Raw genomic sequence first — 24,758 nt, forward strand, 5'->3', positions numbered from 1 at the left:
ACGCGCCATCGCCGACCCTCCCTAAACTGTCTATTTCCCGCCGAGGCTCAGCGCTTTCTTGCGGTCGGCCTCGGCACGCTTGTGGTTACCCTTGGCGGCCCACGCCTTGCTGCGCACTTTGTAGGCGGTGGCGAAATCTGGTTTGAGCTTTATCGTCTGGCTCAGATCGGCGATGGCCCCGTCATAGTCCGCCTTGCTGATCCGGATCACGCCCCGGCCCAAATAGGCGAAAGGGTTCTTGCGGTCGAGGCCGAGCGCCTTTTCGAAATCGCGCAGCGCTGCGGCGTCCTCATGTCTACCCATCCATATGAGGCCCCGATCGGCATAGACCTTTGCGTCCCTGGTATTGAGACTGATGGCCTTGTCGTAGTCCGCAAGCGCACCGTCGTAATCTCCCTGGAAACCGAGGTTCTGGCCGCGGTCGTAGTAGGTCTCGGCAAGATTCGGATTGAGCGCGATCGCCTGGCTGTAGTCAGCGACGGCATGAGCGTAGTCCCGCTTGGCCTCCCAGGCCATTGCTCGGGCCAGATAGGCGTCGTGGAACGCCGGAAAGAATGCAATCGCTTTGCCGTACAGGGCTATGGCGCCGTCATAGTCGTTCTTCTCATGCAGCGTCCAGCCCTTGCTGAACGCCTGCGCGGCTGGCGAAGCGCTGCTTGGCTTGGCCGGCGCCTCGCCAACGGCTTTGCCTGGCCTCTTCGAGGCGTTCGCTTTCGCCGCCATGGCGATCTGGCGGCCCTTGCGGGCGAGGGCAAGCTTTGGATCGAGCCTCAGCGCTTGATCGTAGTCGGCAATGGCCTGGTCGTACTCGCCCTTGGTGAACCAGACGCTGCCGCGCCCGAAATAAACCGGAGCATATTGCGGGTCGAGTTCGATCACGCGACTGTAGTCCGCGATGGCACGATCCAGTTCGTTCTTTTTGCTCCAGGCGACGGCGCGGCCGATGTAAGCGTCGACATAAGCGGGATAGAGTTCAATAACCTTGCCATAGTCCGTGATGGCTGCGTCATATTTGCCTTTCGCGACAAGCGACGTACCGCGGCCGACATAGGCCGAGGCTTTCCTTGGATCGAGGGCGATCGCGCGGCTGTACTCGGCGATGGCACGATCGTATTTGCGCTTCCCGTAGAACGCATTGCCACGATCCATGAAGGCTTGGAGGTTCCTGGGATCCGAACCGACGGCGAGCGGCGCGGCGCCGCCTTTCTTCAAGGCGGCCACGGCCGCCTTGCGGGCGACCGCGTAGTCCGGATTGCCCGGATAGAGTCTTATCGCCTGGTCGAAATCGGCAATCGCGCCGCTGTAATCCTTGCTATCGGCCCGTTCTATGCCGCGCCCGTAGTAGCTGGGGGCATCCTTGGCATCGATCTCGATCGCCGCCGAATAGGCTGTGATCGCTCGCTGGGAATCGCCATTCACGTGCCATGCCATGCCCATGCAGAAATAGGCATCCACCAGCTTCGGATCGAACGCGGCGGCCCGACCGCAATCGGCGAGGGCACCTTCGGCATCCTCGGTGGTGGCCTTGGCCATGCCTCGGCGAACATAAGCAGAGACCATATTTGGCAGGAGCTCGATCACGCGGTCATAGTCGTCAATCGCCCGATCATAGGCGCGCTTGTCGTTCCAGGCGTTGCCGCGGCCGAAATAGGCGAGGGGGCTGTCGGGGTCGAGCGCGATCGCCTTGCCATACGCGCTGATTGCCTGGTCATACTTGCCGGCATCCGACAGGCTGTCGCCCTGCCGTACCGCGGCCAGAACGCGCGGGTCGGTCGCCTGAATGAGCTTCGCCATCTCAGCGGTCGAAAGCCTGGCCTCGGGCTGGCTATCATTGTCGACGTCCTGCAGGACCGCAGGTTCGGCGCCGGGTTGCAGCTCGGCTTTCGTCGCCACCGCTGCCCTGCGGCTGGCGAGATAGTCCGCATTGCCTGGATCAAGCCCGATCGCCTTGTCGAAATCGGCAATGGCGCCGTCATAGTCTTTCCTGCCGGCCCTAGCCATGCCGCGCCCGTAATAGCTCGCGTCATCCTTCGGATCGATCTCGAGCGCCACCGAATAAGCGGCAACCGCGCGGGCAGCGTCGCCCTTCGCTTGCCATGCCATGCCCTTGCAGAAGTATGCGTCACGCGCCTTTGCATCGAGTGTTGCAGCCCGGCTGCAATCGGCAAGCGCGCCCTCGGCATCGCCTGACGTAACCTTGGCGAGACCCCGGCGAAAATGCGCCGCGGCAAAATTGGGGGCGAGTTCGATGACCTTGTCGTAGTCTGCGATCGCCTGCTTGTAAGCGCGTTTGGCAGCCCAGGCCTTGCCGCGGCCGAAATAGGCAAACCGGTCGTTCGCATCGAGCGAGATCGCCTGGTTGTAGGCGCCGATCGCCTGATCGTACTTGCCCATGTCCAGGAAGGCATCGCCGCCAAGGACCGCTTCCAGGGTTTGCGGATCGGTCGCCTCCATGGCCCTCGCGGCCAGCGTGTCTTGTGTGGCCGTGATATTCGGAACGACGGCTCGAAGCTTCGGCCGTTGTGTGTCTGGCGGTGGAGCCGACTTGCTCTCATTGCCCACAACCCGTTCACTGCAGCTTGCCGCCCGCTTTGGATCGAGTTCGGCGGCGCGACGGCAATCCGCCGCAGCACCGGCCGTATCGCCCTTCAGTGCCCTGGCGCCGGCCCGGCTGAAATAGGCTTCAGCGCTCTCCGGATCGAGGCTGATCGCCTTGTCGAAATCGAGAAGCGCGCCTTCGACACCATACTTTGCAAGCCGCGTCTCGGCGCGCTCAAGCAAGGCTTTTGCGGCTGCCGGGTTTCTTGTCTCCGTGACAGCCGGCGGAGCTGTTTCGCCAGGAGCGCGTTGGCTGCAAGAGCCTGCGCGCTTCGGGTCGAGTTCGACGGCGCGCCGACAGTCTGTGGCGGCAATGGCGTGGTTTCCTTGCGATGCCTCGGCGAACGCCCGGTCGTAAAAGGCTTCGGCATTGTAAGGATCCAGCTGGATCGCGAAGCTGAATGAGTCTATCGCGCCCGCGACGTCGCCGTGCATCTGCTGCTCCAGCCCCCGTTTGAGGTTCCAGGCAACGCGTTCGGAGTGATCCTCTTTGGGGTATAGTTGTAGCGGTTCGTACACCGGGGATGCGCCAGGATTGAGCGATTGCGACACAGCCGGCGCCTTTGTGCCGACCGGTCCTGGGTCACAAAGACCTGCCTTCTTCGGATCGAGCTCGATGGCCTTACGGCAATCGGCGACTGCACCGACGGTGTTGCCGCTGCGAGCGCGCGTGAGCGAACGGCCGAAATAGGCGTCGGCGTCCGTCGGTTTGAGGGCGATCACCTTGTCGAAATCGGCGATGGCGCGGTCGTCGTCGCCGCTGTTGGTCAAGGCAACGGCTCTGTTGTAATAGCCGTCGATGCTGGTGGAATCGAGCCCGACCGCCCGATCGGCGTCTGCAAAGGCACGAGCCCAGTCGCTCTTGGCGATCCAGGCGGCGCTGCGACTGGCATAGGCATCCACGCTCTCGGGATCGAAGCCCGTGGCCGCGTCGAAATCGGCGATGGCAAGGTCGAAGTCGCCCCTGGAAGCGCGGGCTATGCCGCGGTTGACATACGCCTGGACATCCCGCGGATCGCTCCGGATCGCCTCGCCATATTCGGTGATCGCCCGGTCATGGTCGCCCTTTTGCTGCCAGACCACGCCAAGATTGTTGTGCGCTTTGCCATTGTTCGGATCGGCCGCGATCGCCTGTTCGAAATCGACAATGGCCGCGTCGGTCTTGCCTTTGCGGAAGAAGGCCAGGCCGCGGCTGTAGTAGGGATCACTCGAGTCCGGCTCGAGACTGATGGTGACGTTGAAGTCAGCAATGGCGCGGTCGTTTTCCCCCTTGTTGTACCAGGCAGTCCCGCGGTTGAAATAGGCGATAACGCGGTTCCGCGACGACTCCGTCTTGTCCTCGGCAATCGGCGTGCAGGCGGCAATGAGTTGGTCGGCATCGACCTTGCCGTCGCTGAAGCAGACGGCGTAGTCCTTGCCGGCGCCGAGCGCGGCCGTGTTCAGTGCGAGAAAAGCGGCAAGGCCTGCCGGCCACCCTCGGCGCAAAGCTCTCGCCAGCAAGCACGATCCGATCGCGGCGGCGACCAGCCCCGCAGCCTTCCAGCTCACCATTCGCCGGTCCTCCCCCGAAAACCTTTGATCCGTTTCAATGACAATCGACTTATTGTTCTTTATTTGTTCCAAAAATGCAAGCATAAATTGCAATACAGCTGAGACGATCGGCACTTCCTGGTGCTCGCACCCCTTTCGGAGGCCCTATTTAGTGCCGATCTGAGCTTCTCGGTTAACGGCCCGGCAATGGTTGCGTGCAAAGGTCACCCGGAGGGATCATTGGGGTGCTTGGCTTGCTCATGTCTAAAAGTGAAACCCTTTCGAGCGCCAATGAGAGCGGGATTCTGTCCGCGGCCCGAAAGCGTGAAATCCTGATCGACCTGCGCGAAGGCTTCTTTCGTGTGTGTGCGTTGGCCTTTGCTGGCATGTTCGTCTACCGCGGCGTATCCCATCTCATCGAGGATCCGACCCGACTCAACATCGCGTTGCTGGCAATCTCCGAGGTGCTCACCTTCACATGGCTGATGCTGTCGCGGCGCCCGGTGACACGCGACTGGAACCCGCTCACCGTGATTGTCACCATGATTGCCAGTTTTGGCGCCGGCTTCATCACGCTGGAACCGGGAGCGGCCATCATTCCGGTGTATGTCGCAGCCCCGCTGCAGATACTGGCGGTGTCGTTTGTCATTTGGGGGAAAGCATCGCTGGGGCGTTCGTTTGCCTTGCTGCCCGGCAATCGCGGCGTGATGACCGGCGGTGCCTACCGCCTGGTACGGCATCCAATCTATGCCGGCTACCTTGCCGGCCATATCCTGTTCCTGCTGTCGGCCTTCTCCTTCTACAATCTCGCTGTCTACGCCGTGATAACCTATCTTCAGCTTTACCGAATCCTGCGTGAAGAGGCCCTGCTGGCGGCGTTGCCGGAATACCGCGACTACATGAGCCGCGTGCGCTACAGGCTGTTCTACGGGATCGCCTGATAGTTCCCGTCCCAGACGGAAGCCAAACTGCTTCGGACTGACTGAGGCCGTTTGGAATCTTTTGCCCTGGCCGGCATTGGAAAGCGTTTTCCGCGCTTGCGGTGCCTAAGGACATGGCGCCCGCGTCAGCTCTGCCTGCTGATCGCACACCGCTGAGGCCAGAGTGCCGGGATCCTGGCCCGCCGGTTGGAAAGCCCGCCGCCCAGGCGGGCTCTCTGCGTTTCTCGATGCCGGTTGTTGTCGTGGCATCAAGCCATCCGGCGGAACGCAAATGCCCCAGAGGCGTTCATCTCCAGGCAACATCGCCAAGCGTGACGTGAGATCGGCACGCAGGCGCACAGGGAGCGGGAACCATGAGCTTAGGCACCATACTCATCATCATTCTTGTCATTGCGCTGCTTGGCGGCTTCAGCGGGCTCGGCGGCGGACCGTTCTACGGAACCGGTTATTATGGTGGCGGCGGGCTCGGCCTTGTGCTGCTGATCATCATCATCCTTGTTCTGCTCGGGCGTATCTAGCGGTGCGGTTCCGCCGTCGTCAGTCGCTCGCATTCTCGTGACCCCATCGGCAGGGCCGCGCACCGCATTGTGATGGAAGCAGGCCGGCTTGTGATCCGGCATTTCGTGCGACTGAGGTATGGTGATTTCGGTCCACACCCCCCGTGGAAACAAGAGGAGAGGGTCCCACCCCTTGTCCTCCTCCAAGGCCCGCCCCGGCATCCCGGAGCGGGCTTTCTTTTTTCGCCTAGCGGTGTGTCGTCCGCGATCGCGGACACTTTCTGGCAGAGCGCTACGAGGCCTTCCTTCATGGCGGTCCGTATCGTCGAGAAACATCCACCTGCCAATCGTTGACACAATTGCCGCATTGAGATATTGAACAGGACTATACAGGTTTACTGAACAGGTACGCATATGAAGCGGCGCGCGGTTCAATTGTCTCCCGGCACGGGAAAGCCCGAGCAGATCGCCACCGTTCTCGAACATGAAATCCGTTCCGGCGTGCTCGGCTTCGGCGACCGGCTGCAAAGCGAGAACGAGCTCGTCCAGCGCTTCTCCGTCAGCCGCAACACGGTCCGCAAGGGGCTCGAGGAGCTGTCCAGCCGCGGGCTGATCACCACAAAGGTCGGCATCGGTTCCTTCGTCACTTTCGATGGCAAGCCGGTCGACGATGCCATCGGCTGGTCGCGGGCGCTGGCCAATGCCGGCGCCAATGCCGAGACGCGGACGCTGCGGCTGGAGGTTATCGAGGACGCCGATCTGGCTGCCATGCTGGAGATCGAAAGCCCGTTCTTCATTGCCGTCGACCGGGTGCGCACCAATGCCAGCGACGGCCATGCGATCTCCATCGAGCGCAGCCGCCTGCCGTTATCGCCCGAGCTGGAAGACGTGCCGCTTCGCGGCCTGCGCGAAGGCTCGCTGCACCAGACGCTGCGCGCCGCCGGCCTCATTCCCGACCATGGCGAGGAATGGGTGGGCATCGAGATGCTCAATGCGGAGGACGCCGCCATCCTCGGCTGCCCGCAAGGTACGCCTTTCCTGCGCGGCCGCCGATTGACCCGCGCCGCCGATGACCGGCCGATCGAATATGTCACCAGCCTGCTCAACCCGGCGCACTTCGCGCTGCATATGAGGTTCTGAGCGATGCCGGATAGCACGACACTCGATCGGGCGATGGGCGCGTTTGTCGGCGGAGCGCTGGGCGACGCGCTCGGCATGCCGACGCAGCTTCTGTCACCGGCCCGGATTGCCGAACTCCACGGCCATGTCGAGGATTTCATCGCGCCTTTCGCCGACCATCCGGTGTCGAAGGGACTTCTGGCCGGAACCATTACCGACGATACCGAACAGGCGCTGCTGCTCGGCCGCATCCTCGTCGAATCGGGCGAGCGCTTCGACCATGCGCGTTGGGTCAACGCGCTGCTCGACTGGGAGCGCGAGGTCAAGGCACGCGGCAGCTACGATCTCTTGGGGCCGTCGACCAAGCGCGCCATCGACGCCATCAACAATGGCGTGCCGGCGGAAGAGGCGGGGCGCAGTGGCGATACCAATGGCGCGGCCATGCGCATCGCCCCGGTCGGCATCATGATGCCGCTGGAACCGCTGGACGCGTTCGTCGCCAAGGTAGCCGAAACCTGCCGCGCAACGCATAACACGTCGATCGCCATCGCCTCGGCCGCTGCCGTTGCGGCGGCCGTCAGCCGTGGCATCGCCGGTGGCGACTGGCGCGCCGCATCCGACAGCGCCGTCGCGGCGGCGAGGCGAGGGGCAACGCTCGGCCATTGGGTGACCGGTGGCGACATCGCAGCTCGCATCGTCTGGGCGCAGGATATCGTGCGCGGCAAGACGAAAAGGGATGCGATCCGGATGATCATCGATCTGGTCGGCACCGGCGTCGCCAGCCAGGAATCGGTTCCGGCAGCCTTCGCTGTTCTGGAAGTCGCGGGCGGTGATCCCTGGCAGGCGGCGGTCATCAGTGCCAATCTCGGCGGCGATACCGACACGATCGGCGCCATCGCGGCCGGTATGGCAGGTGCCTGTGCCGGCTTCTCGCGATTGCCACGGCAGCGTGTCGCTGATCTCAAGGGCATCGACATGGCGGACGTTCGGGCGCTGGCCGCCGACCTTGTCGCGGCGAGGGTGGCCAGGAGCGGTGCGCAGAAAACCGGCTCCGGCAAGGACGCCGCGGCATGAGCCGGCGTCTGGTCCATGTCGGCAGCGCGGTGGTCGATCATGTCTACCGCATCGATGCCTTGCCGGCGCCAGGCACCGAGAAGACGGCGTCGAGCTACACGCAGGTCGCCGGCGGCGGTTTCAACATGATGGTCGCGGCCAGCCGCACGGGCATGAAGGTGGTGTTCGGCGGGCAGCTCGGCAGCGGGCCGAATGGCGACTTCCTGCGCGCTGCCTTCGCCACGGAGGGCATCGAGACGCTGACACCGCCATCGCCGGTCATGGACAGCGGCAATTGCGTCGCCATGATCTCGAGCGACGCCGAACGCACGTTCGTGTCGTGGCCGGGGGCGGAGAGCATTCTCAGCCTCGACATGATGACGCCGGTGTCGGTGGGACCGGGGGATTGGGTGTTCACGTCAGGCTATACGCTGAGCTATCCCAACAGCCGCGATGCGCTTGCCGACTGGATCGAGGCGTTGCCGGCGGGGATATTTTTCGTCTTCGATCCGACACCGGTCATAGCGGACATTCCGCGTGCCGTCCTGTTGCGGGTGCTCGCCCGCACCACCTGGCTGAGCTGCAATACAACGGAAGCGGCCGACATTGCCGGGTCAGGCGATGTCGAGGCGCTCGCGGCACGGCTTCTGACGGATCATTGTCCAAACGCCGATGGTGTCGTCATCCGCAGCGCCGCCAAGGGCTGCCATATCAGGTTGGCAACGGGTTCGGCCCAAACCATTCCAGGTTTCAAGGTGGCGGCGGTCGACACCAACGGCGCCGGCGACACCCATATCGGCGCTTTCGTCAGTGCGCTGGCGCGCGGCGTGCACTGCTTTGAGGCAGCGCGCTACGCCAATGCGGCGGCCGCCATTTCGGTTACCCGCCATGGCGGCTCGTCGGCGCCAAACGATGCGGAAATCCAGACTTTCCTGAGCCAGGCCGCCGCGACCGGCACGCCGGGCCAGAACCAGAAGGCCCATCAGACAGCCTGAACAGCCTGACAAGCCCGGGAAGCGGGCAAACCAAAGAGAGGAACCAACATGCGCATGCCAAGACTGACTGCTCTCTTGACGGCGACCGCCGTCTTCACCACCGCGCTCACGCTGGCCGCCAGTGCCGCCGAAGTGCATGTGCTCAACTGGAAGGGCTATGGCGCTGACGAGCCGTGGGCCGTCGAGGCCTTCGAAAAGGCGACCGGCAACAAGGTCGTCAACGATTTCTTCAATTCCGAACAGGAAATGCTGACCAAGATCCGGACCAATCCCGGTCTCTATGACGTGGTCATGATCAACGCCGCTTTCAACGACCAGGCGATGGCGGAAAAGCTGATCCAGCCGATCGACACCTCGAAGCTGCCGAACTATGCCGACATCAGCAAGGACAAGGCCGGTTCGCCAATGCTCGACCATGACGGCAAGGTCTATGGTGTGCCGTGGGTGTGGGGCCTGACGGCGCTCGCCATCAATGAAAAATCCTTCGACAAGCCGCCGACCAGCATCGCCGAAATGTGGGATCCCGCACACAAGGGCCGTGTCGTCATCCGCGACGACGCCGTCGAGGCGGTGCAGTTCGGCGCCATCGCCACCGGCCAGAACATCAACGACATCAAGGACATGGACGCGGTCAAGACGAAGCTCACCTCGCTGATGCCGCAGATCAAGACTTTCTGGAGTTCGGAAAACGACTGGAACCAGATGGTCGCCTCCAACCAGATCGACATCGGCACCTACTGGAGCGGCTCGGCCGACCGCGCCAAGACGCACTTCAAGCTGCCGGTCTCGCTGGTCATTCCGCAGGAAGGCGCCGTCGCCTGGCTCGATGCGTTTTCCATTCCGGTCGGTTCCAAGAATGTCGCGGGCGCGGAGGCTTTCATCAACTACATGATCGACCCGAAATTCTATGTCGAATGGGTCACCAAGGTCGGCGCGCCCGTGTCGGCCAACACCAAGGCGGTGGACGCGCTGCCCGAGGATGCCTTCAACCGCAAGGTGATGGGCGATCCCGAGGTCGCCAAGCGCATCCAATTCCAGGCGCCGATCACCGACAAACAGCGCGAAGCCTATCTGGCGCTGTGGCAGCAGCTCAAGGTCGACGTGAAGTAAATAGCAGACGTCAGGGCCGGCCGACGATCTTCGCCGGCTGGTTCTTCAGCCCTGGGGAGGAGTGCATGATGGCAGGTGCGGCCGCGTCGCGCAGCGGGCTGAAATCGGCGCTGCCGCTACTGGCGCCAGCCTATCTCTGGCTGACGGTGGCGATCTTCCTGCCGCTCTCGGCCATGGTCTTCTTCTCCTTCATGATCGACCTGCCGCTGTCGGGAAAGCCGTGGGCCTTCACCCTTGGCAATTATGCCGCCTTCTTCTCGCAGAGCCTTTATCTGACACTGCTGCTCGCCTCGCTGCGGCTTGGCCTCGAGGTGACGCTGTGGTGCATCGTGATCGGCTATCCTGCGGCCTATATGCTGGCCAAGGTGCTGAAGGGCCGCAGCCGCGAGGCGATCTTCCTGCTCGTCATCCTGCCGTTCTGGTCGAATGGGCTGGTGCGCATCTTCTCCTGGGCGATGGTGCTGCGCGAGGGCGGCATCCTCGATACGGCGCTCAACGCGGTGCTGCCGTTCAAGATCAACATCGATCTGATGTATTCCTACCCGGCCATCATCATCGGGCTGGTGCACTCCTACGTGCCCTACATGGTGTTGACCTGCTATCTCACCCTGCAGGCGATCGACGATTCGCTGATCGAGGCCGGGCGCTCGCTCGGAGCCTCACGGCTGCAGGTGCTGAAGCGGGTGATCATCCCGCTGTCGATGCCGGGACTGGTGGCGGGCGCGGCGCTCATCTTCGTGCCGGTCGTCGGCTCGTTCATGGAGCCGCGCATTCTGGGCGGCCGTACTGGAACCTTTTACGGCACGGTGATCGAGGACCAGTTCGTCGCCGTGTTCAATTGGCCGCTGGGCGCGGCACTCTCCTTCATCCTGCTGGCCGTCGTGCTGGTCATCCTGGCGGTTGCCTCTCCGGTGTTGCGGAGGGCCGCGTGATGATGATGACCACCCGCATCCTCGAAGGACTTGGCCGCCTCTATGTCGGGCTGCTGCTCGCCTTCCTCTATTTGCCGATCATCATCATGGCGCTGATGTCGTTCAACGTCTCGCCCTTCTACCAGTTGCCGTTCGAATGGACGACCGAGTGGTATGCCTCGCTGTGGCAGAACGACCAGCTGATCTCGGCCACCTGGAACAGCCTTGAGATCGCCGTCATCACCACTGTCATCAGCGTGGTGCTTGGCTCGGCCGCGTCGCTTGCGCTCTACCGCTATGAATTCCGGGGCAAGAAGTTCCTGCAGGCGCTGCTGTTTCCGCCGATCGCCATCCCGTGGCTGATCACGGGAACAGCGATGCTGATCTTTTTCTTCGGCGTCGGCATCGGGCGAGGCCTGTTCGCCATCCTGCTTGGCCATGTCGCGCTGGCGCTGCCCTATGTCATCGTCGTCGTCTCGGCGCGGCTGCAGACCTTCGCGCCCGAACTGGAAGAGGCGGCGCGTTCGCTCGGCGCCAACCAGTGGCAGGTGACCAACCGCGTCACGCTGCCCTGGATCATGCCTGGCGTCATCGCCGGCGGGCTGTTTGCCTTCGCTGTGTCGTTCGACCAGTTCGTCGTCTCCTACTTTCTGGCGACGCCTGGCCAGACGACGCTGCCGGTCGAAATCTACGCCGCGATCCGCAAGGGTTTTACGCCCGAGATCAACGCGGTCTCGACGATCATCATCGTGGTGTCGATGGCGCTGATGTTGCTGACGGCGCGCTTCTTCAAATTCGGCGGAGAGAAATAATGGCCGGCGTGCAGGTATCGAACATCTCGCGCAGCTTTGGCGCGCACAAGGCGCTGGACGACGTCTCCATCGATTTCGCCGATGGCGGTTTCTATGCGTTGCTCGGGCCGTCGGGCAGCGGCAAGACCACGCTGCTGCGCCAGATAGCCGGCTTCGATTTTCCCGACTCCGGCCGCATCGCCATTGGTGGCGAGAGTGTCGAACGGGTGCCGGTCGAAAAGCGCCGCATCGGCATGGTGTTCCAGAACTACGCGCTGTTTCCCAATATGAACGTCGCCGACAATGTCGCCTTCGGCCTATCGGTGCGCGGCGAGGCCAAGGCGGTGATCGCGACGGAAGTGCAGCGCGCGCTCGATCTCGTGCAATTGGGCAAGCTCGGCGGCCGCCGGTCGCATCAGCTCTCCGGCGGCCAACGCCAACGCGTGGCGCTGGCGCGGGCCATCGTCACCAAGCCGCGCGTGCTTTTGCTCGACGAGCCGCTCGGCGCGCTCGACAAGGCGCTGCGCGTCGACATGCAGATCGAACTGAAGCGCATCCAGCGCGAGATCGGCATCACCACCATCTTCGTCACCCACGATCAGGAAGAAGCGCTGACGATGAGCGACCGCATCGGCATACTGCGCGACGGCAGGCTGGTGCAGGAAGGGCCGCCGGAGGAGATCTACGACCGGCCGAAAAGCGAATTCGCAGCAACCTTCCTCGGCGACGCCAACATCTTTCGCGGCGATTCGACCGGCAACGGCATCCGGCTGCCGGACGGCACGGCGATCGCCGCCGGCGTGGGCGCGACGCTTGCGGCCGGCGCGAAGGCCAGCTGCGCCGTTCGGCCCGAGCGCATTCGGATTGCCACGGATGCAGGCATTTCGGACGGCGATGCCAATAGCCTGAAGGGCCAGGTCTCCAAGCGCATTTTCGCCGGCAACAACAGCACCTACTTCGTCGAGCGGGCCGGCCAGACGCTGAAGGTCATCGTGCAGAACACCGGCGCGGACAGGCTGGCGGAAGGGCAGGATGTGGTGCTGCGCTGGTCGCCGGAGAGTACGGTGCTGATCGCGGCGGGTTAGGCCGCGCGGTTCGATAACTGGGACTGTGGCGTTCCTTCGCACCCCCCTCTGTCCTGCCGGACATCTCCCCCGCAAGGGGGGAGATTGGCGGTTTCAGCGTCGCTGCCCTTTCTCCAACGTCGAAAATTTGCGAAAGCGGTGAGGCCTGCCAATCTCCCCCCTTGCGGGGGAGATGCCTGGCAAGGCAGAGGGGGGTGCTGTCCCTCCGTCCTTTCTGATTGCGAGCCCGGAGCTACAATGACCCTGGAACTGAGCACGCGCGACCAATCCATGCTCGATGGCGAGCAAGGTCCATCCGCGGCTGCCGCCATGAAGATTCTCGTCGCCTTCTCCAACGCCGTCGGGGCGGACGGCCTGCTCGACATTACCAGCGCCCACATCGATGGATGCCTCTACCACGGCAAGGCCGGCCTCGATTTCGTCGAACGGCTCGCCGAGGGCGGCGGGCGTGTCAAGGTGCCGACGACGCTCAATGTCGGCTCGTTCGACCTCATCCATCCCGGAATGGTGAAGATGCCGTCAGCGGAGGAGGTGCCGGCACGGCGGCTGATGAAGGCGCATATGGAACTCGGCTGCCAGGCGACGTTCACCTGCGCGCCCTACCAGACACGGTTCCGGCCTGAATTCGGCCAGCAGATCGCCTGGGGCGAATCCAACGCCATCGTCTTCGCCAATTCGGTGATCGGCGCACGCACGAACCGCTATGGCGATTTCATCGACCTGTGCTGCGCCATGACCGGACGCGCGCCGGCCTGGGGCCTGCATCTGAGCGAGAACCGGCGCGGCCGCATCCTGTTCGAATTGGACGTTCCTGATCCAGAGCCGAGCGACAGCCTGTTCGTCGGCGTCGGGCTGATCATCGGACAAGCCAGCGGCGATCGAATTCCGGTGATTGCCGGCCTGCCGCAGCCGCGCGACGAGGACCAGTTGAAGGCACTCGGTGCTGCGGCGGCAACGACGGGTGCTGTGGCGCTGTTCCATGCGGTCGGCATCACGCCGGAAGCCGGAACGTTCGGCGAGGCGTTTCATGGCGAGGCGCCGGAGGAGACGATCCGCATCGGCCGTTCCGATGTCGACCGTGCGCTGGCCAGGCTATCGACGGTGCCGGATGGCTCGCGGCTCGCGGCGGTCTCGTTGGGCACACCGCATTTCTCCCATGAGGAATGGATGCGCCTGTTGCCGCTGCTGCGCGAGGCAGCGCCGGGCAGGGGCATCCCGATCTATGTCAACACCGGCCGCGCGACACTGACACGGCTGCAGCAAGAGGGCGCCCTGGCTGGGATGGAGGCGTTCGGCCTGGTTCCGGTTGCCGACACCTGCACCTATGTCACCTCGATCATGGAACGGCTTGACGGCGTGGTGATGACCAATTCCGGCAAATGGGCGCATTACGCGCCGGGCAATATCGGCGTGACCGTCGCCTTTGCCGACATGAAGGATTGTATCCGTTCCGCCGCGGTCGGCCATGTCGTGCGGAGCGGCACATGACACAACTGGCGGAAGCGTTTGAAAGAGCAGGCATCTTTCAGCTGGCCGGCGAGGCCGAAGGTCGGGCGCTGGCGTTTTCGCAGCCGCTCAGTTTCTGGGGCGGGATCGATGCGGAGACCGGAGACATCGTCGACCATTCGCATCCGGGGCTCGGCCAGAATGTCGCCGGCAAGATCCTGGTCATGCCGAGCGGGCGCGGCTCGTCATCTTCCTCCTCGGTGCTGGCCGAGGCGATCCGCAAGGGCAAGGCGCCGGCCGGCATTCTTCTGGAGCGGCCGGACCCGATCCTGGCGGTCGGCGCCATCGTTGCCGAATTTCTCTATGGGATACGCATGCCGTTGGTGGTGTGTGAGATTGGCGGCATTGCGACTGGTGACAGGATCGCGATCGGCTCAGGCAAGGATGGCCGCGCGATCACCAGGGTTCAAACAGAAGGGCAGCCGCTCAGATCTCCGGGATGTTCTCCTTGAAGATCACTTGCAGCCTCGGCTGGTGCAATTCATAGGGCAGTCCCCGGACCGCATGGGTCAAGGTGTTGAGCGCCTCGCGCGCCTCGACGCGCGGGTTTTGGTCGATGACCGCGTCGAGCGTGCCGTCGAGCAGCAGGTCCTTGGTGCCGTCGGTCACCTCATGGCCGAGGAAGACCATGGATTGCGCGTGGCCGCGCTCCTTGAGCGCACGCGCAATGCCGGTGTTGCCGGCGCCGACATTGTAGATCGCGGCAAGGTCGGGATGCCGTTCCAAAAGCGCTGATGCTTCCGAATAGGCCTTTTCGCGGTCGTCCAGCATTTCGCGCATTTCGACGATCTCGAGATTGGGCGATTCCTCGGTCAATATGTGCCGGAACCCCATCTCGCGTTCCTCATGGCCGCGATAGGAGAGCGAGCCGGCGAACAGCGCCACCTTGCCGGGACGTTCCGACCCCATGAAGCGGTTGAGCAGATAGCCGGCCAGCCGGCCGGCGGCGCGGTTGTCGATGCCGATATAGGCGACCCTGGGCACATGCAGGATGTCGGAGGCGATGGTCACCACCTTGACGTCGTTGGCCGACAGCGAGCGGATCGCCTCGCGCACCGTCGGATGGTCGAGCGCGATGACGCCGACGCCTTGCGTCTGTCCGCGCAGATCCTGCAGCAGACGGGCGAGCCGATCGGGATTGAAACCCTCTATGGTGGCGATGTGGACGTCGAGATCGGGCCGCGCCAGGGCCTGCGACTCGATGTGGCGGTGCAGCATCTTGATGAAGGAATTGGTGCCGGCCGGCAGCGCGAAGTCGAGCCGGATGATCTCGCTGGGCGAAGGCCGTGGAGGCGCTCCGTTCGGGCTGTCGGCGATGTAGCCGAGGCGCTGCGCCATTTCGAGCACGACCTCGCGGGTGCGCGCCCGCACGCCGGGCCGATTGTTGAGCACGCGGTCGACGGTGGCGGCGGAGACGCCGGCTTCCCGGGCTATGTCAGTCAGGGTGGAACGCACCGTCTTTCATCTCCTCGACGCATCAGGATCACACATTGTCCGCGGCCGGCCTGATGGCAACGGCTCCTCGCTATCCGCGATTCTGATGGGAAATGATGTATCCGGCCTTGGCCGATGCGCAAGCCGTCGGGCTAAATCAACTCGCCCGGCACGACGACACCGGAGCGGGAAGATACATTTCCCATCAAATCGAGGCATGGAGAGCGCTGTATGGATCTTGGTGTGACGCATTTCCTCGCCCCATTGCGATGTTGTGAGGTGTTTTGATTATTTATGATGTTGACAGCCTTCCGATCCTGCCGTCAATATCCCTCATGGGCTCGTGGAGGAAACATTGGGCCTGAGGGAGGAATTCCAATGTCTGATCTGATCCGCATGTCGCGACGCCGATTGTTGGCGTCCGGAGGAAAGGCGGCGGTGTTCGTAGCCGCGGCAGGTATCGCACCCCAATTCATCCGTCCCGGCCGTGCCTATGCGGCGGACGCGCTGGCGCCGGGCATGATCGGCGGCCCGACCGGTTTCGAGGGCGCCGAGCGCTACCAGTATGGCGCCGACACGCCGGAAGGCCGCGCTATCGAGGCGGCCAAGGCGCTGAAGGGCGCCGGCAAGGCGCCGGCCAAGATCGTGCTCGGCCTGTCGGACGGCTCGATCGGCCAGCTCACGCAGCCTTTCCCGGCCGGCGCGCCGTCGATCAAGGAACTGTGGGAAAAGGAAACCGGCATTCCGATCGAGATCGTCGGCCTGCCGAACGGCCAGGAATTCACCAAGACGATGCAGGACATCTCCACCAAGGGTGGGGCCTATGACATCTATTCGACCGAATGGAACCGCCTCGGCGATCTCGCCGAGACCGGCGGCATCGCCAAGCTCGACGACTTCGTCGCGCAGTACAAGCCCGAATGGGACGACCCCAAGACCGGCTATGTCGACGGCGCCAAAGGCGTGTCGCTGCTCAACAAATACCGTGGCTCGAACTATGGCGTGTCGCTGGACGGCGACTTCCAGACCTGGGTCTACCGCTCCGACCTGTTCGGCGACGCCGGCGAGCAGAAAGCCTTCAAGGACAAATACGGCTACGATCTGGCGCCGCCGAAAACCTGGAAGCAGCACGGCGATATCGCCGCCTTCTTCCAGCGTCCGGACAAGGGCCTGTTCGGCTCGACCGACCTGCGCAACCAGGGCTGGGGTTACACCAACTGGTACCAGCGCTATGTCTCGATGGCCTCGCCCAACCAGTTCCTGTTCGGCGACGACGGCAAGCCGCTGATCAATTCCGAGCACGGCATCGCCGCCACCAACGAATATGTGGAATCGCTCGCCCATCACTCGCCGGATGCGATCTCGTGGGGCTGGCCGGAGCAGTATGGCAATTTCGCCAAGGGCGGTGCGGCGATGACCTGCGCCTTCTCCAACCTGCCGAAATTCCTCGACAATGCCGGCAACAAGGATTCGGCTGTCACCGGCAAGATCGGCACGATGCTGCCACCCGGCCGCGAGATCGATGGCAAGCTGATCAGCCGCTCCGTGCTGTGGTTCTCGCTGACCGGCATGGTCTCCTCGCAGTCGAAGAACCAGGAAGTCGCCTATCTCCTGCTGCAATGGCTGGGCTCGGCCCGCATCTACGCCTGGATGAGCGCCAATCCCGGCGGCTATCTCGATCCGTTCCGGCTTTCGGATTTCTCCGATCCGCTGGTGCGCCAGACCTACCATGCCTACCACATGGACGTGGTGCGCGAGACGGTCGCCCGCACCGTCCCGACCATCAACTATCCCGGCGCCACCGCCTTCCATAACGCACTGGACGAAAACCTCATGGCCTCGCTGACCAAGGCCAAGACCGCAGAGCAGGCGATGGCCGATACCGAGACCGAGTGGAAGAAGATCGCCCGGCGCATCGGCGAGGACAAGCTGCTGGAAGCCATCAGGACCAACAAGGAGGCATGGCCGACCGTTCTCGATCCCATCAGCTGATCCATCTCCCTGGATCAGGAGCGAAGGGGAGGAGCGAAAGCTCTTCCCCTCCGTAGTCAACGCCACCAGCAGAAGCAGCCAGATGAAGCGTTCCGTCCCCTTCGAGATATTCCGCTACGCCGCGATCCTCGCGGCAATGGCGGTGACGCTGGTGCCGATCCTGTGGATGGTGTCGATGGCCTTCAAGCCAATCGCCGAATGGTCGGCGACGGGAGCCGACCTGACATGGTGGCCGAAGAACCCGACGCTCAGCAATTTCCAGTTCGTGTTCGGTGAGTCCACCAACAGCCTGATCGTGGCGCTCGACCGCACCGCGCTGAAGCCGATCCTGTCGTCGCTGCTGTCGGCTGTGTTCGGCACCGCGATCGCCATGTCGGCGGGCACGGCGGCGGCTTACGGACTGTCGCGCTTCGGCTCGGGCCAGAACCTGCCGCTGGCGCTGATCCAGCTCAGGCTGTTTCCGCCGATGGCGGTGATGATCCCGGTGATGATCATGTGGGCGTTCCTGAACTTCACCGACAGCTGGTGGGGCCTGGCGCTGATCTACGGCATCGTCACCTTGCCGTTCGCCTTCTGGCTGATGAAGACCTTCTTCGACGACATGCCGCGCGAGATCGAGGAGGCCGCCCTGGTCGAAGGCTGTTCGCGGCTGCGTGTCTTCACCCGCATCACGCTGCCGATGATGCGCGCGCCGCTTGCGAGTGCGGCATTGTTCGTCTTCATCCTCAACTGGTCGGACTATCTGATCGCGCTGCTTCTGACGACGCGCGAATGGGTGACGATCCCCGTCTACATGGCCTCGCTGTCATCCTCGATGACCGGCCAGCTCTATGGCGCCAAGGCAGCGCTTGGCCTCATCGCCGCCGTGCCGCCCGTCATCATGGGCATCGCCATCCAGCGCCATCTGGTGCGTGGGCTGACTTTTGGGGCGCTCAAGCAATGAGCGCGGTGACAGTGACTGTTTCGGAGGACGAAATGGGTGCCGCGCGTGCGAAGCCGGCCCTGCGGGACGAGGGCGCGCGGCTGGGATTCCGGCTGACTCTGCCGGCGCAGATCCTGGTCCTGTTCATCTCCGTCTTTCCGCTCTTGATGCAGCTCTACATCAGCGTCACCGACTGGTCGCCGCTCTCGGGCATCGGCTGGTGGAACGCCTGGGAGATGTGGAACAGCTTTGCCAACTACACCGACCTTGCCGCCGATGCCCGCTTCTGGAGCGCGCTGAAGCGCACGGCAATCGTCATGGTCGTCTGCGTGCCGGCCGAATTCCTGTTGGGTCTAGCATTGGCGACGCTGTTCGCCGACGATTTTCCGGGCAAGCGCATCTTCTATTCGATCCTGCTGATGCCGATGATGGTGGTGCCGGCGGTGGCCGGCTACATGTTCTTCATGCTGTTCCAGTCGGGTGGCCCGGTGAACGATATCCTGTCCACCATCACGGGTACACGCGTCACCATTGCCTGGCTGTCGGACCCGACGCTGGCGCTGGTTGCGGTGATGATCGCCGATATCTGGCAGTGGACGCCGCTGATGTTCCTCATCCTGCTCGCCGGCCTGGTCGGCGTGCCGGAGGATCAGATCAAGGCGGCGACACTGCTCGGCGCCAATCCGTGGCAGCGCTTCGTCACCATTGTGCTGCCGAAGATGAAGACGATCATCATCATCGCGCTGGCGATCCGTGTGATCGAGAACTTCAAGATTTTCGACACGCTCTACATCATGACCGGCGGCGGCCCCGGCGTCGCCACGGAAACGATCTCGGTCTACATCTACAAGGTCACCACGCAGGATCTGATCTGGGGTTATGTGGCGGCGATCGCACTCGCCATCCTGATCGTGCTCTCCATCGTTGCCGTGTTCGCCATGAAGCGGATGGCGCGGGCAAGGCAGGTGCTGGCATGAGCGCGATCCAGCTGCGTAACCTCACCAAGGCATTCGGCGATTTCACCGCGCTGAAGACCATGGACCTCGAAATATCCGATGGCGAGTTCATGGCGCTGCTCGGACCCTCGGGCTGCGGCAAGTCGACGACGATGAACATGATCGCCGGCATGGAAGAACCGACCAGCGGCAAGATCCTGTTCGGCGAGCGCGACATGGCCGGCGTGCCGATGGGCCGGCGCGGCGTCGGCTTCGTGTTCCAGAACTACGCCATCTTCACCCACATGACGGTGCGCCAGAACCTTGCCTATGGCCCGAGGATGCGCGGCGCGGACAAAGCCGAGATCGACCGCCGCGTCGGCGCCATTGCCAAGCTGCTGCAACTGGCGCCGCTGCTCGACCGCAAGGCCGACCGGCTCTCGGTCAACATATTGCAGCGCGTGGCGATCGGCCGCTCGGCCATCATGGAGCCTGCGATCTTCCTGCTCGACGAGCCGCTGTCCAATGTCGATGCCGCCTTCCGGGCTGTGATGCGCACCGAGCTGAAGCAGCTACAGCGCCAGTTCAGGCAGACCATGGTCTACGTCACTCACGACCAGCTCGAGGCCATGACCATGGCCGACCGCATTGCGGTGATGGATCATGGCGTGCTGCAGCAGGTCGGCACCCCGCTCGAGGTCTACAACAACCCGGCGAATGTCTTCGTCGCCCGCTTCATCGGCGCGCCGGGCATGAACCTGCTCAAGGGCAAGCCCGCGGAGAGCGACCGCGGGTTGGTCATCGATCTCGGACCGCTGGGTGTGACGCCGCCCTTGCCCGACGATCTCGCGGCTGCGTTGCGCGGCGCGCGCGGCGACGTGCTCTACGGTTTTCGGCCGGAGCAGGTGGCGTTGGCGCAGGACGGGCGCGGGCTCGCCATGCCTGTCACCTTCGTCGAGCGGATCGGTGCGCGCACCATCGTCCATCTCGGCGAAGGCGAGGGCGCCGTGAAGGCGGTGTTCGACAATGATGTCGGGCTGTCGATCGGGCAGATGGCTGTCGTCGCGCCCGCGGCTTCGTCGGTGCGTGTCTTCGACGCCGCCAGCGGCCTTGCGATGAGGATGGGCTGAGCCATGGCCGACATCATCTTTCGCAATGTCACGAAACGCTATGGCGCAACGCTTGCCGTCGACGACGCCTCGTTCACCGTCAACGACAACGAGTTCTTCTGCTTCTTCGGGCCGCCGCTGTCGGGCAAGTCGACGATCCTGCGCCTGGTGCTCGGGCTTGAGACGCCGGATGCCGGCGAAATCCTGATCGGCGGCAAGCCGGTCAATACGGTATCGCCGGCCGAGCGCAATGTGGCGATGGTGTTCCAGAACCTGGCGCTGTTCCCGCATATGAGCGCGCTGGACAATGTGCGTTTCCCGCTGGTCGAGCGCCGGGTCGCCGAGACCCAGATCGAAAAGCGCGTCGCCGATGTCGCCGCCAAGCTGCATATCGGTCACATCCTGCACAAGCCGCCGGCGCAGCTTTCGGGCGGCGAGCGGCAGCGCGTGGCGATCGCGCGGGCGCTGGTGCGCGACCCCAATGCCTATCTGATGGACGACCCGATCTCGGCGCTCGATGCCAGGCTGCGCGAGGAAACGCGGGTCGAGCTGAAGCGCATCCAGCGCGAGCTCGGCAAGACGCTGATCTATGTCACCCACGACCAGGAAGAGGCGATGTCGATCGCCGACCGCATCGCCATACTGGACACTGGCACGATCAGGCAGATCGGTGCGCCGGCCGAGATCTACGACCGCCCGGCCAGCACCTATGTGGCGCGGTTGCTCGGTTCGCCTGTCATGAACATCCTGAAATCGACGCGCGGCGAGGGCGGCGTCGAGGCGGCTGAAGGCACGATCCGGATTGCCGACAAGGCTGCCCCCGTTGATGCCGTCGAGATTGGGCTGAGACCGGAAGACATCAAGGTTAGACCGTGGGGCGATGGAGGGCCGGGCCACCCGGCGCGGGTGTTCGAGGTCGAGCCGCTCGGCGGCTATACCGTGGTGACGCTCGCCGCCGGGCAGGCGCGGCTGAAGGCACTCTTGCGCGGTCAACCCGACATCAGGCCCGATGCGGTGGTGGCGATATCCTGCGAGCCGGCCCGGGTGCATTATTTCGGGCAGAGCGGAGGCGCGTTGGCGAGATGATTGCGGCCGCGAGGACAGAGTTTCGGGAGGAAGACATGACAGGCAAGGGTTTCGAGCCGGACGTGAAGGTCCGCACGAAAGAATACAGGATCGGCTGCGTCGGCGCCGGCATGATCATGGCCGAGTGCCATCTGGCTGCCTACAAGGAGGCCGGGTTTCCTGTGGTGGCGATCGCTTCGCGCACCAAGGCAAGCGCCGAGAAGGTGGCGACACGCTGGGGCATCCCGATCGTCCACGATACACCGGAACAGCTGATCGAGGACACTGATGTCGAGATCATCGACCTTGCCTTTCCGCCGGACCAGCAGCCGGCGCTGATCCGCCATGCGCTGAAGCAGAAGCACATCAAGGCGATCCTGGCGCAGAAGCCGTTGGCGCTTTCGGTCGAGGAAGCCGTCAAGCTGCGCGACGAGGCGGCGAAGGCCGGCAAGATCCTCTCGGTCAACCAGAACATGCGCTACGACCAGTCGATGCGCGTGCTGAAGCAGATCATGGACAGCGGCGCGCTCGGCGACATCGTGTTCGCGCAGATCGACATGCATGCCATCCCGCACTGGCAGACATTCCTCGAGGATTACGACCGGCTGACGCTCGCCAATATGAGCGTGCATCATCTCGACGTGCTGCGCTTCCTGTTCGGCGATCCCGAGGAAATCACCACGCTGACGCGCAAGGATCCGCGCACGAAGTTCGATCACTCCGACGGCATCACCGTGTCGACACTGCGCTTCCCGTCCGGGGTGCTCGCCGTGTCGCTGGAGGATGTCTGGTCCGGCCCGCGCCAGGAAGGCTACAAGGACGACCAGCATATCAACTGGCGCGTCGACGGCACCAAGGGCGTCGCCAAGGGCACGATCGGCTGGCCGACGGGCGCTGCCTCGACCTTGACCTACGCCTCGACCGAGACCACCGGCGGCGAATGGGTGAGCCCAAGCTGGGACACGATGTGGTTCCCGCATGCCTTCATCGGCGTGATGGAGCAGCTGCAGCACGCGGTGAAGACAGGCACGCCACCGGCGCTGTCGGTCGCCGACAACGTCAAGACCATGGCGCTGGTCGAAGCGGGCTACCGCTCGATCGACGAGGGCCGCACGGTCAAGCTGTCCGAGATCGCTACCTGATCACCGCAACTGAAACACCAGACAACTGAATCGCTTACAGGGAGGAATTCACGTCATGATGCAGGCAGGTATTTTCACGGGCTATTTCCCGTACGGTCTCGAAGAGACGGCGAAGAAGATCCGCGGGCTCGGTTTCAACACGGTGCAGCTCGACCTGCATTTCAGGGATGTCGACCTGTCGGCAGGCCAGATCACCAAGGACAAGGCGAAGAAGGTGCGCGACGTGTTCCGCGACCACAATCTGCCTGTCTGCTGCGTGTCGGGCTACACCAACATCATCCATCCGGACAAGGCCGAGCGCGACAGGCGCGTCGGCTACCTCAAGGAGATCATCCGCAATGCCCGCCATTTCGGCTCGCCTTACGTGATCTCGGAGACCGGGACCTACAACACCGAATCCGATTGGGTGCATCACCCCAAGAACAAGACCGAGGAAGGTTTCGAGGAATGCCGCAAGGTGATCGCGGACCTCGCGCAGACAGCCTATGACCACGGCGCGGTCTTCCTGCTTGAAACCTATGTCAACAACGTCGTCGGCTCTGTCGAGGAAACGGTGCGGATGTTCGCGCAGGTCGACCATCCCGGCCTTGGACTGCTGATGGACCCGACCAACTATTTCGAGACGCACAACATCGACCGGATGGACCAGATCCTGAACCAGGTGTTCGACACGCTGACCGACAAGATCAGGATTGCGCACGCCAAGGACGTCAAGCGTTCTGGCGATGACAAGTCGGAGAAGCACGCCGATATCGGCGACGCCGATGCGATGGAAAGCCATACGTTCCGCGGCGTCGGCGAAATCGAACTGCCGGCGCCGGGCCTCGGCTCGCTCAACTACGATCTCTATCTCAAGCGGCTGGCGGAAAAGCACCCGAACATCCCGGTGATCATCGAGCATCTGTCCGAAGACGACGTGCCGCGCGCCAAGACATTCCTCGACGGGAAGTTCCGCGCCAACGGCCTCTGATGATCACTCCGCGCTGCCGATTCGCGGCGGCGCGGTTCCAAACAAGGGAGGAAAGAATGTTGAAATTTGCATTGAAATTGGCGGCCGCCGCGACAGTGCTTGCCGGCGTCGCGTTCGGATCGGCAGCGCAGGCGCAAGATGGCCAGAAGACCTTCTATCTCCTGTCGCATGGCGGCCCGTCTGACGCGTTCTGGATCGACTGGAACGCCGGCGCGACCAAGGCCTGCGACCAGCTCAAGGTGACCTGCAAGATCTCCTTCAGCGGCGGCGACATGGCGGCGCAGAAGGAGGCCTTCAACTCGGCGCTCGCCGCCAAGCCTGACGGCATCGCCACGACCTCGGCGCAGCCGGGCCTGTGGACAGAGGAAGTCAAGGCCGCCAAGGCGGCCGGCATCCCGATCGTGTTCTTCAACACCGACGATCCGGCGACGGGGCGTCAGGCCTATGTCGGGGCCGACCTCAAGGAAGCCGGCGCGATCTGGGCCAAGTATCTCGTCGACCACAAGATGGTAAAGCAAGGCGACAAGGTGTTCTTGCCGGTGGAAGTGCCCGGCGCCAGCTACCAGCAGCTTGAAACCGAGGGCATCGCCAGCGTGTTCGATCCACTGGGGATCAAATACGATGTGGTCGATTGCGGCACCGATCCGGCCGGCATCATCGCCAAGATGACCGACTACATGGTGGCCAACAATCCGCCGGCGATCATCGCGCTCGGCGATTCCGTGGCGGCCAGCGTTAAGCGGGTGTTCGACGGCGCGGGTGTGCCGGCCGGCAAGATCCCGGTCGTCGGCTGGGGCAATTCCAAGGAGACGGCGCAGGCGGTCAAGGACGGCTTCGTCAACGCCGCCGCCTGGCAGTACCCGTCGGCGCAGGGCTTCATGCCGGTGGCGCTGCTCGGGCTCGCCGCCGCGGGTGAGCCGATCGGCTACGACATCCACACCTTCGGTCTCTACGACGCCTCCAGCGTCGACCCGATCCTGAAGCTCTACGACAAGAAGTGAGAAACCGGCGCCCGCCGGAAAAAGCGGCGGGCGTTTTCCAAAGCATGGTCCA

General features: G+C 63.6%; 21 protein-coding genes. 19 read left to right on the forward strand and 2 right to left on the reverse strand.

What is annotated here, in order from left to right:
• Positions 1-30 precede the first annotated feature (30 nt).
• Positions 31-4,149 (reverse strand): tetratricopeptide repeat protein, encoded by a 4,119-nt coding sequence (locus LB568_RS24600; protein ID WP_224731488.1) that lies wholly within the window; start codon positions 4,147-4,149, stop codon positions 31-33.
• Positions 4,150-4,373: 224 nt separating this feature from the next.
• Here LB568_RS24600 and LB568_RS24605 point away from each other — a divergent pair, with 224 nt between their 5' ends.
• From LB568_RS24605 to LB568_RS24655, 11 genes are all read left to right on the forward strand, one after another.
• Positions 4,374-5,069 (forward strand): methyltransferase family protein, encoded by a 696-nt coding sequence (locus LB568_RS24605; RefSeq protein ID WP_013894520.1) that lies wholly within the window; start codon positions 4,374-4,376, stop codon positions 5,067-5,069.
• Between the two features lie 353 nt (positions 5,070-5,422).
• Positions 5,423-5,587: a DUF3309 family protein gene (locus LB568_RS24610; RefSeq protein WP_013894521.1), complete on the forward strand. Its 165-nt coding sequence runs from the start codon at positions 5,423-5,425 to the stop codon at positions 5,585-5,587.
• Between the two features lie 393 nt (positions 5,588-5,980).
• Positions 5,981-6,706, forward strand: coding sequence for a GntR family transcriptional regulator (locus tag LB568_RS24615; RefSeq protein WP_013894522.1), 726 nt, complete (start codon positions 5,981-5,983; stop codon positions 6,704-6,706).
• 3 nt (positions 6,707-6,709) lie between these two features.
• Positions 6,710-7,759 carry an ADP-ribosylglycohydrolase family protein gene (locus LB568_RS24620; RefSeq protein ID WP_224731489.1) on the forward strand — a complete coding sequence of 350 codons (1,050 nt, stop codon included), beginning with the start codon at positions 6,710-6,712 and terminating at the stop codon, positions 7,757-7,759.
• Positions 7,756-8,733, forward strand: coding sequence for a PfkB family carbohydrate kinase (locus LB568_RS24625; RefSeq protein WP_224731490.1), 978 nt, complete (start codon positions 7,756-7,758; stop codon positions 8,731-8,733). Before LB568_RS24620 ends, LB568_RS24625 begins: the two co-directional genes overlap by 4 nt.
• A 48-nt stretch (positions 8,734-8,781) precedes the next feature.
• Positions 8,782-9,843, forward strand: coding sequence for an ABC transporter substrate-binding protein (locus tag LB568_RS24630; RefSeq protein ID WP_013894525.1), 1,062 nt, complete (start codon positions 8,782-8,784; stop codon positions 9,841-9,843).
• Between the two features lie 68 nt (positions 9,844-9,911).
• Positions 9,912-10,775: an ABC transporter permease gene (locus tag LB568_RS24635; RefSeq protein ID WP_224731521.1), complete on the forward strand. Its 864-nt coding sequence runs from the start codon at positions 9,912-9,914 to the stop codon at positions 10,773-10,775.
• A gap of 2 nt (positions 10,776-10,777) precedes the next feature.
• Positions 10,778-11,566 (forward strand): ABC transporter permease, encoded by a 789-nt coding sequence (locus tag LB568_RS24640; protein ID WP_224731522.1) that lies wholly within the window; start codon positions 10,778-10,780, stop codon positions 11,564-11,566.
• Positions 11,566-12,630: an ABC transporter ATP-binding protein gene (locus tag LB568_RS24645; RefSeq protein WP_224731492.1), complete on the forward strand. Its 1,065-nt coding sequence runs from the start codon at positions 11,566-11,568 to the stop codon at positions 12,628-12,630. Before LB568_RS24640 ends, LB568_RS24645 begins: the two co-directional genes overlap by 1 nt.
• A gap of 237 nt (positions 12,631-12,867) precedes the next feature.
• The gene (locus LB568_RS24650; protein WP_224731493.1) at positions 12,868-14,118 is read left to right on the forward strand and encodes an aconitase X; all 1,251 of its coding nucleotides are present in this window, start codon (positions 12,868-12,870) and stop codon (positions 14,116-14,118) included.
• Entirely contained in the window at positions 14,115-14,588 is a 474-nt protein-coding gene (locus tag LB568_RS24655; protein ID WP_224731494.1) for an aconitase X swivel domain-containing protein, read from the forward strand. The genes LB568_RS24650 and LB568_RS24655 overlap by 4 nt, the downstream gene beginning before the upstream one ends.
• On the opposite strand, the gene LB568_RS24660 is transcribed toward LB568_RS24655, so the two are convergent.
• Positions 14,563-15,591 carry a LacI family DNA-binding transcriptional regulator gene (locus LB568_RS24660; RefSeq protein WP_224731495.1) on the reverse strand — a complete coding sequence of 343 codons (1,029 nt, stop codon included), beginning with the start codon at positions 15,589-15,591 and terminating at the stop codon, positions 14,563-14,565. The genes LB568_RS24655 and LB568_RS24660 overlap by 26 nt on opposite strands.
• 357 nt (positions 15,592-15,948) lie before the next feature.
• On the opposite strand from LB568_RS24660, the gene LB568_RS24665 reads away from it, so the two are divergent.
• From LB568_RS24665 to LB568_RS24700, 8 genes are all read left to right on the forward strand, one after another.
• Positions 15,949-17,562, forward strand: a complete 1,614-nt coding sequence (locus tag LB568_RS24665; protein WP_224731496.1) for an extracellular solute-binding protein — start codon at positions 15,949-15,951, stop codon at positions 17,560-17,562.
• Between the two features lie 82 nt (positions 17,563-17,644).
• Positions 17,645-18,505 carry a carbohydrate ABC transporter permease gene (locus tag LB568_RS24670; protein WP_023779805.1) on the forward strand — a complete coding sequence of 287 codons (861 nt, stop codon included), beginning with the start codon at positions 17,645-17,647 and terminating at the stop codon, positions 18,503-18,505.
• Entirely contained in the window at positions 18,502-19,461 is a 960-nt protein-coding gene (locus tag LB568_RS24675) for a carbohydrate ABC transporter permease (RefSeq protein ID WP_224731497.1), read from the forward strand. The genes LB568_RS24670 and LB568_RS24675 overlap by 4 nt, the downstream gene beginning before the upstream one ends.
• Positions 19,458-20,549, forward strand: a complete 1,092-nt coding sequence (locus tag LB568_RS24680; RefSeq protein WP_224731498.1) for an ABC transporter ATP-binding protein — start codon at positions 19,458-19,460, stop codon at positions 20,547-20,549. Before LB568_RS24675 ends, LB568_RS24680 begins: the two co-directional genes overlap by 4 nt.
• 3 nt (positions 20,550-20,552) lie before the next feature.
• Positions 20,553-21,614, forward strand: coding sequence for an ABC transporter ATP-binding protein (locus LB568_RS24685; protein WP_224731499.1), 1,062 nt, complete (start codon positions 20,553-20,555; stop codon positions 21,612-21,614).
• Between the two features lie 35 nt (positions 21,615-21,649).
• Positions 21,650-22,735 carry a Gfo/Idh/MocA family protein gene (locus LB568_RS24690; protein ID WP_224731500.1) on the forward strand — a complete coding sequence of 362 codons (1,086 nt, stop codon included), beginning with the start codon at positions 21,650-21,652 and terminating at the stop codon, positions 22,733-22,735.
• A gap of 55 nt (positions 22,736-22,790) precedes the next feature.
• Positions 22,791-23,705, forward strand: a complete 915-nt coding sequence (locus LB568_RS24695) for a sugar phosphate isomerase/epimerase family protein (RefSeq protein WP_224731501.1) — start codon at positions 22,791-22,793, stop codon at positions 23,703-23,705.
• A gap of 56 nt (positions 23,706-23,761) precedes the next feature.
• Positions 23,762-24,706 carry a substrate-binding domain-containing protein gene (locus tag LB568_RS24700; protein ID WP_224731502.1) on the forward strand — a complete coding sequence of 315 codons (945 nt, stop codon included), beginning with the start codon at positions 23,762-23,764 and terminating at the stop codon, positions 24,704-24,706.
• The last annotated feature ends 52 nt before the right edge of the window (positions 24,707-24,758 follow it).

It is taken from the genome of Mesorhizobium sp. B263B2A (assembly GCF_020165775.1).
GTDB classification, from domain to species: Bacteria; Pseudomonadota; Alphaproteobacteria; order Rhizobiales; family Rhizobiaceae; genus Mesorhizobium; species Mesorhizobium opportunistum.

Bases quoted from the DNA above. Each gene is read 5' to 3' on its own strand.
- LB568_RS24600 (WP_224731488.1), bottom strand. From the start codon at position 4,149: ATGGTGAGCTGGAAGGCTGCGGGGCTGGTCGCCGCCGCGATCGGATCG.
- LB568_RS24610 (WP_013894521.1), top strand. From the start codon at position 5,423: ATGAGCTTAGGCACCATACTCATCATCATTCTTGTCATTGCGCTGCTT.
- LB568_RS24615 (WP_013894522.1), top strand. From the start codon at position 5,981: ATGAAGCGGCGCGCGGTTCAATTGTCTCCCGGCACGGGAAAGCCCGAG.
- LB568_RS24620 (WP_224731489.1), top strand. From the start codon at position 6,710: ATGCCGGATAGCACGACACTCGATCGGGCGATGGGCGCGTTTGTCGGC.
- LB568_RS24625 (WP_224731490.1), top strand. From the start codon at position 7,756: ATGAGCCGGCGTCTGGTCCATGTCGGCAGCGCGGTGGTCGATCATGTC.
- LB568_RS24630 (WP_013894525.1), top strand. From the start codon at position 8,782: ATGCGCATGCCAAGACTGACTGCTCTCTTGACGGCGACCGCCGTCTTC.
- LB568_RS24635 (WP_224731521.1), top strand. From the start codon at position 9,912: ATGGCAGGTGCGGCCGCGTCGCGCAGCGGGCTGAAATCGGCGCTGCCG.
- LB568_RS24640 (WP_224731522.1), top strand. From the start codon at position 10,778: ATGATGACCACCCGCATCCTCGAAGGACTTGGCCGCCTCTATGTCGGG.
- LB568_RS24645 (WP_224731492.1), top strand. From the start codon at position 11,566: ATGGCCGGCGTGCAGGTATCGAACATCTCGCGCAGCTTTGGCGCGCAC.
- LB568_RS24650 (WP_224731493.1), top strand. From the start codon at position 12,868: ATGACCCTGGAACTGAGCACGCGCGACCAATCCATGCTCGATGGCGAG.
- LB568_RS24655 (WP_224731494.1), top strand. From the start codon at position 14,115: ATGACACAACTGGCGGAAGCGTTTGAAAGAGCAGGCATCTTTCAGCTG.
- LB568_RS24665 (WP_224731496.1), top strand. From the start codon at position 15,949: ATGTCTGATCTGATCCGCATGTCGCGACGCCGATTGTTGGCGTCCGGA.
- LB568_RS24670 (WP_023779805.1), top strand. From the start codon at position 17,645: ATGAAGCGTTCCGTCCCCTTCGAGATATTCCGCTACGCCGCGATCCTC.
- LB568_RS24675 (WP_224731497.1), top strand. From the start codon at position 18,502: ATGAGCGCGGTGACAGTGACTGTTTCGGAGGACGAAATGGGTGCCGCG.
- LB568_RS24680 (WP_224731498.1), top strand. From the start codon at position 19,458: ATGAGCGCGATCCAGCTGCGTAACCTCACCAAGGCATTCGGCGATTTC.
- LB568_RS24685 (WP_224731499.1), top strand. From the start codon at position 20,553: ATGGCCGACATCATCTTTCGCAATGTCACGAAACGCTATGGCGCAACG.
- LB568_RS24690 (WP_224731500.1), top strand. From the start codon at position 21,650: ATGACAGGCAAGGGTTTCGAGCCGGACGTGAAGGTCCGCACGAAAGAA.
- LB568_RS24695 (WP_224731501.1), top strand. From the start codon at position 22,791: ATGATGCAGGCAGGTATTTTCACGGGCTATTTCCCGTACGGTCTCGAA.
- LB568_RS24700 (WP_224731502.1), top strand. From the start codon at position 23,762: ATGTTGAAATTTGCATTGAAATTGGCGGCCGCCGCGACAGTGCTTGCC.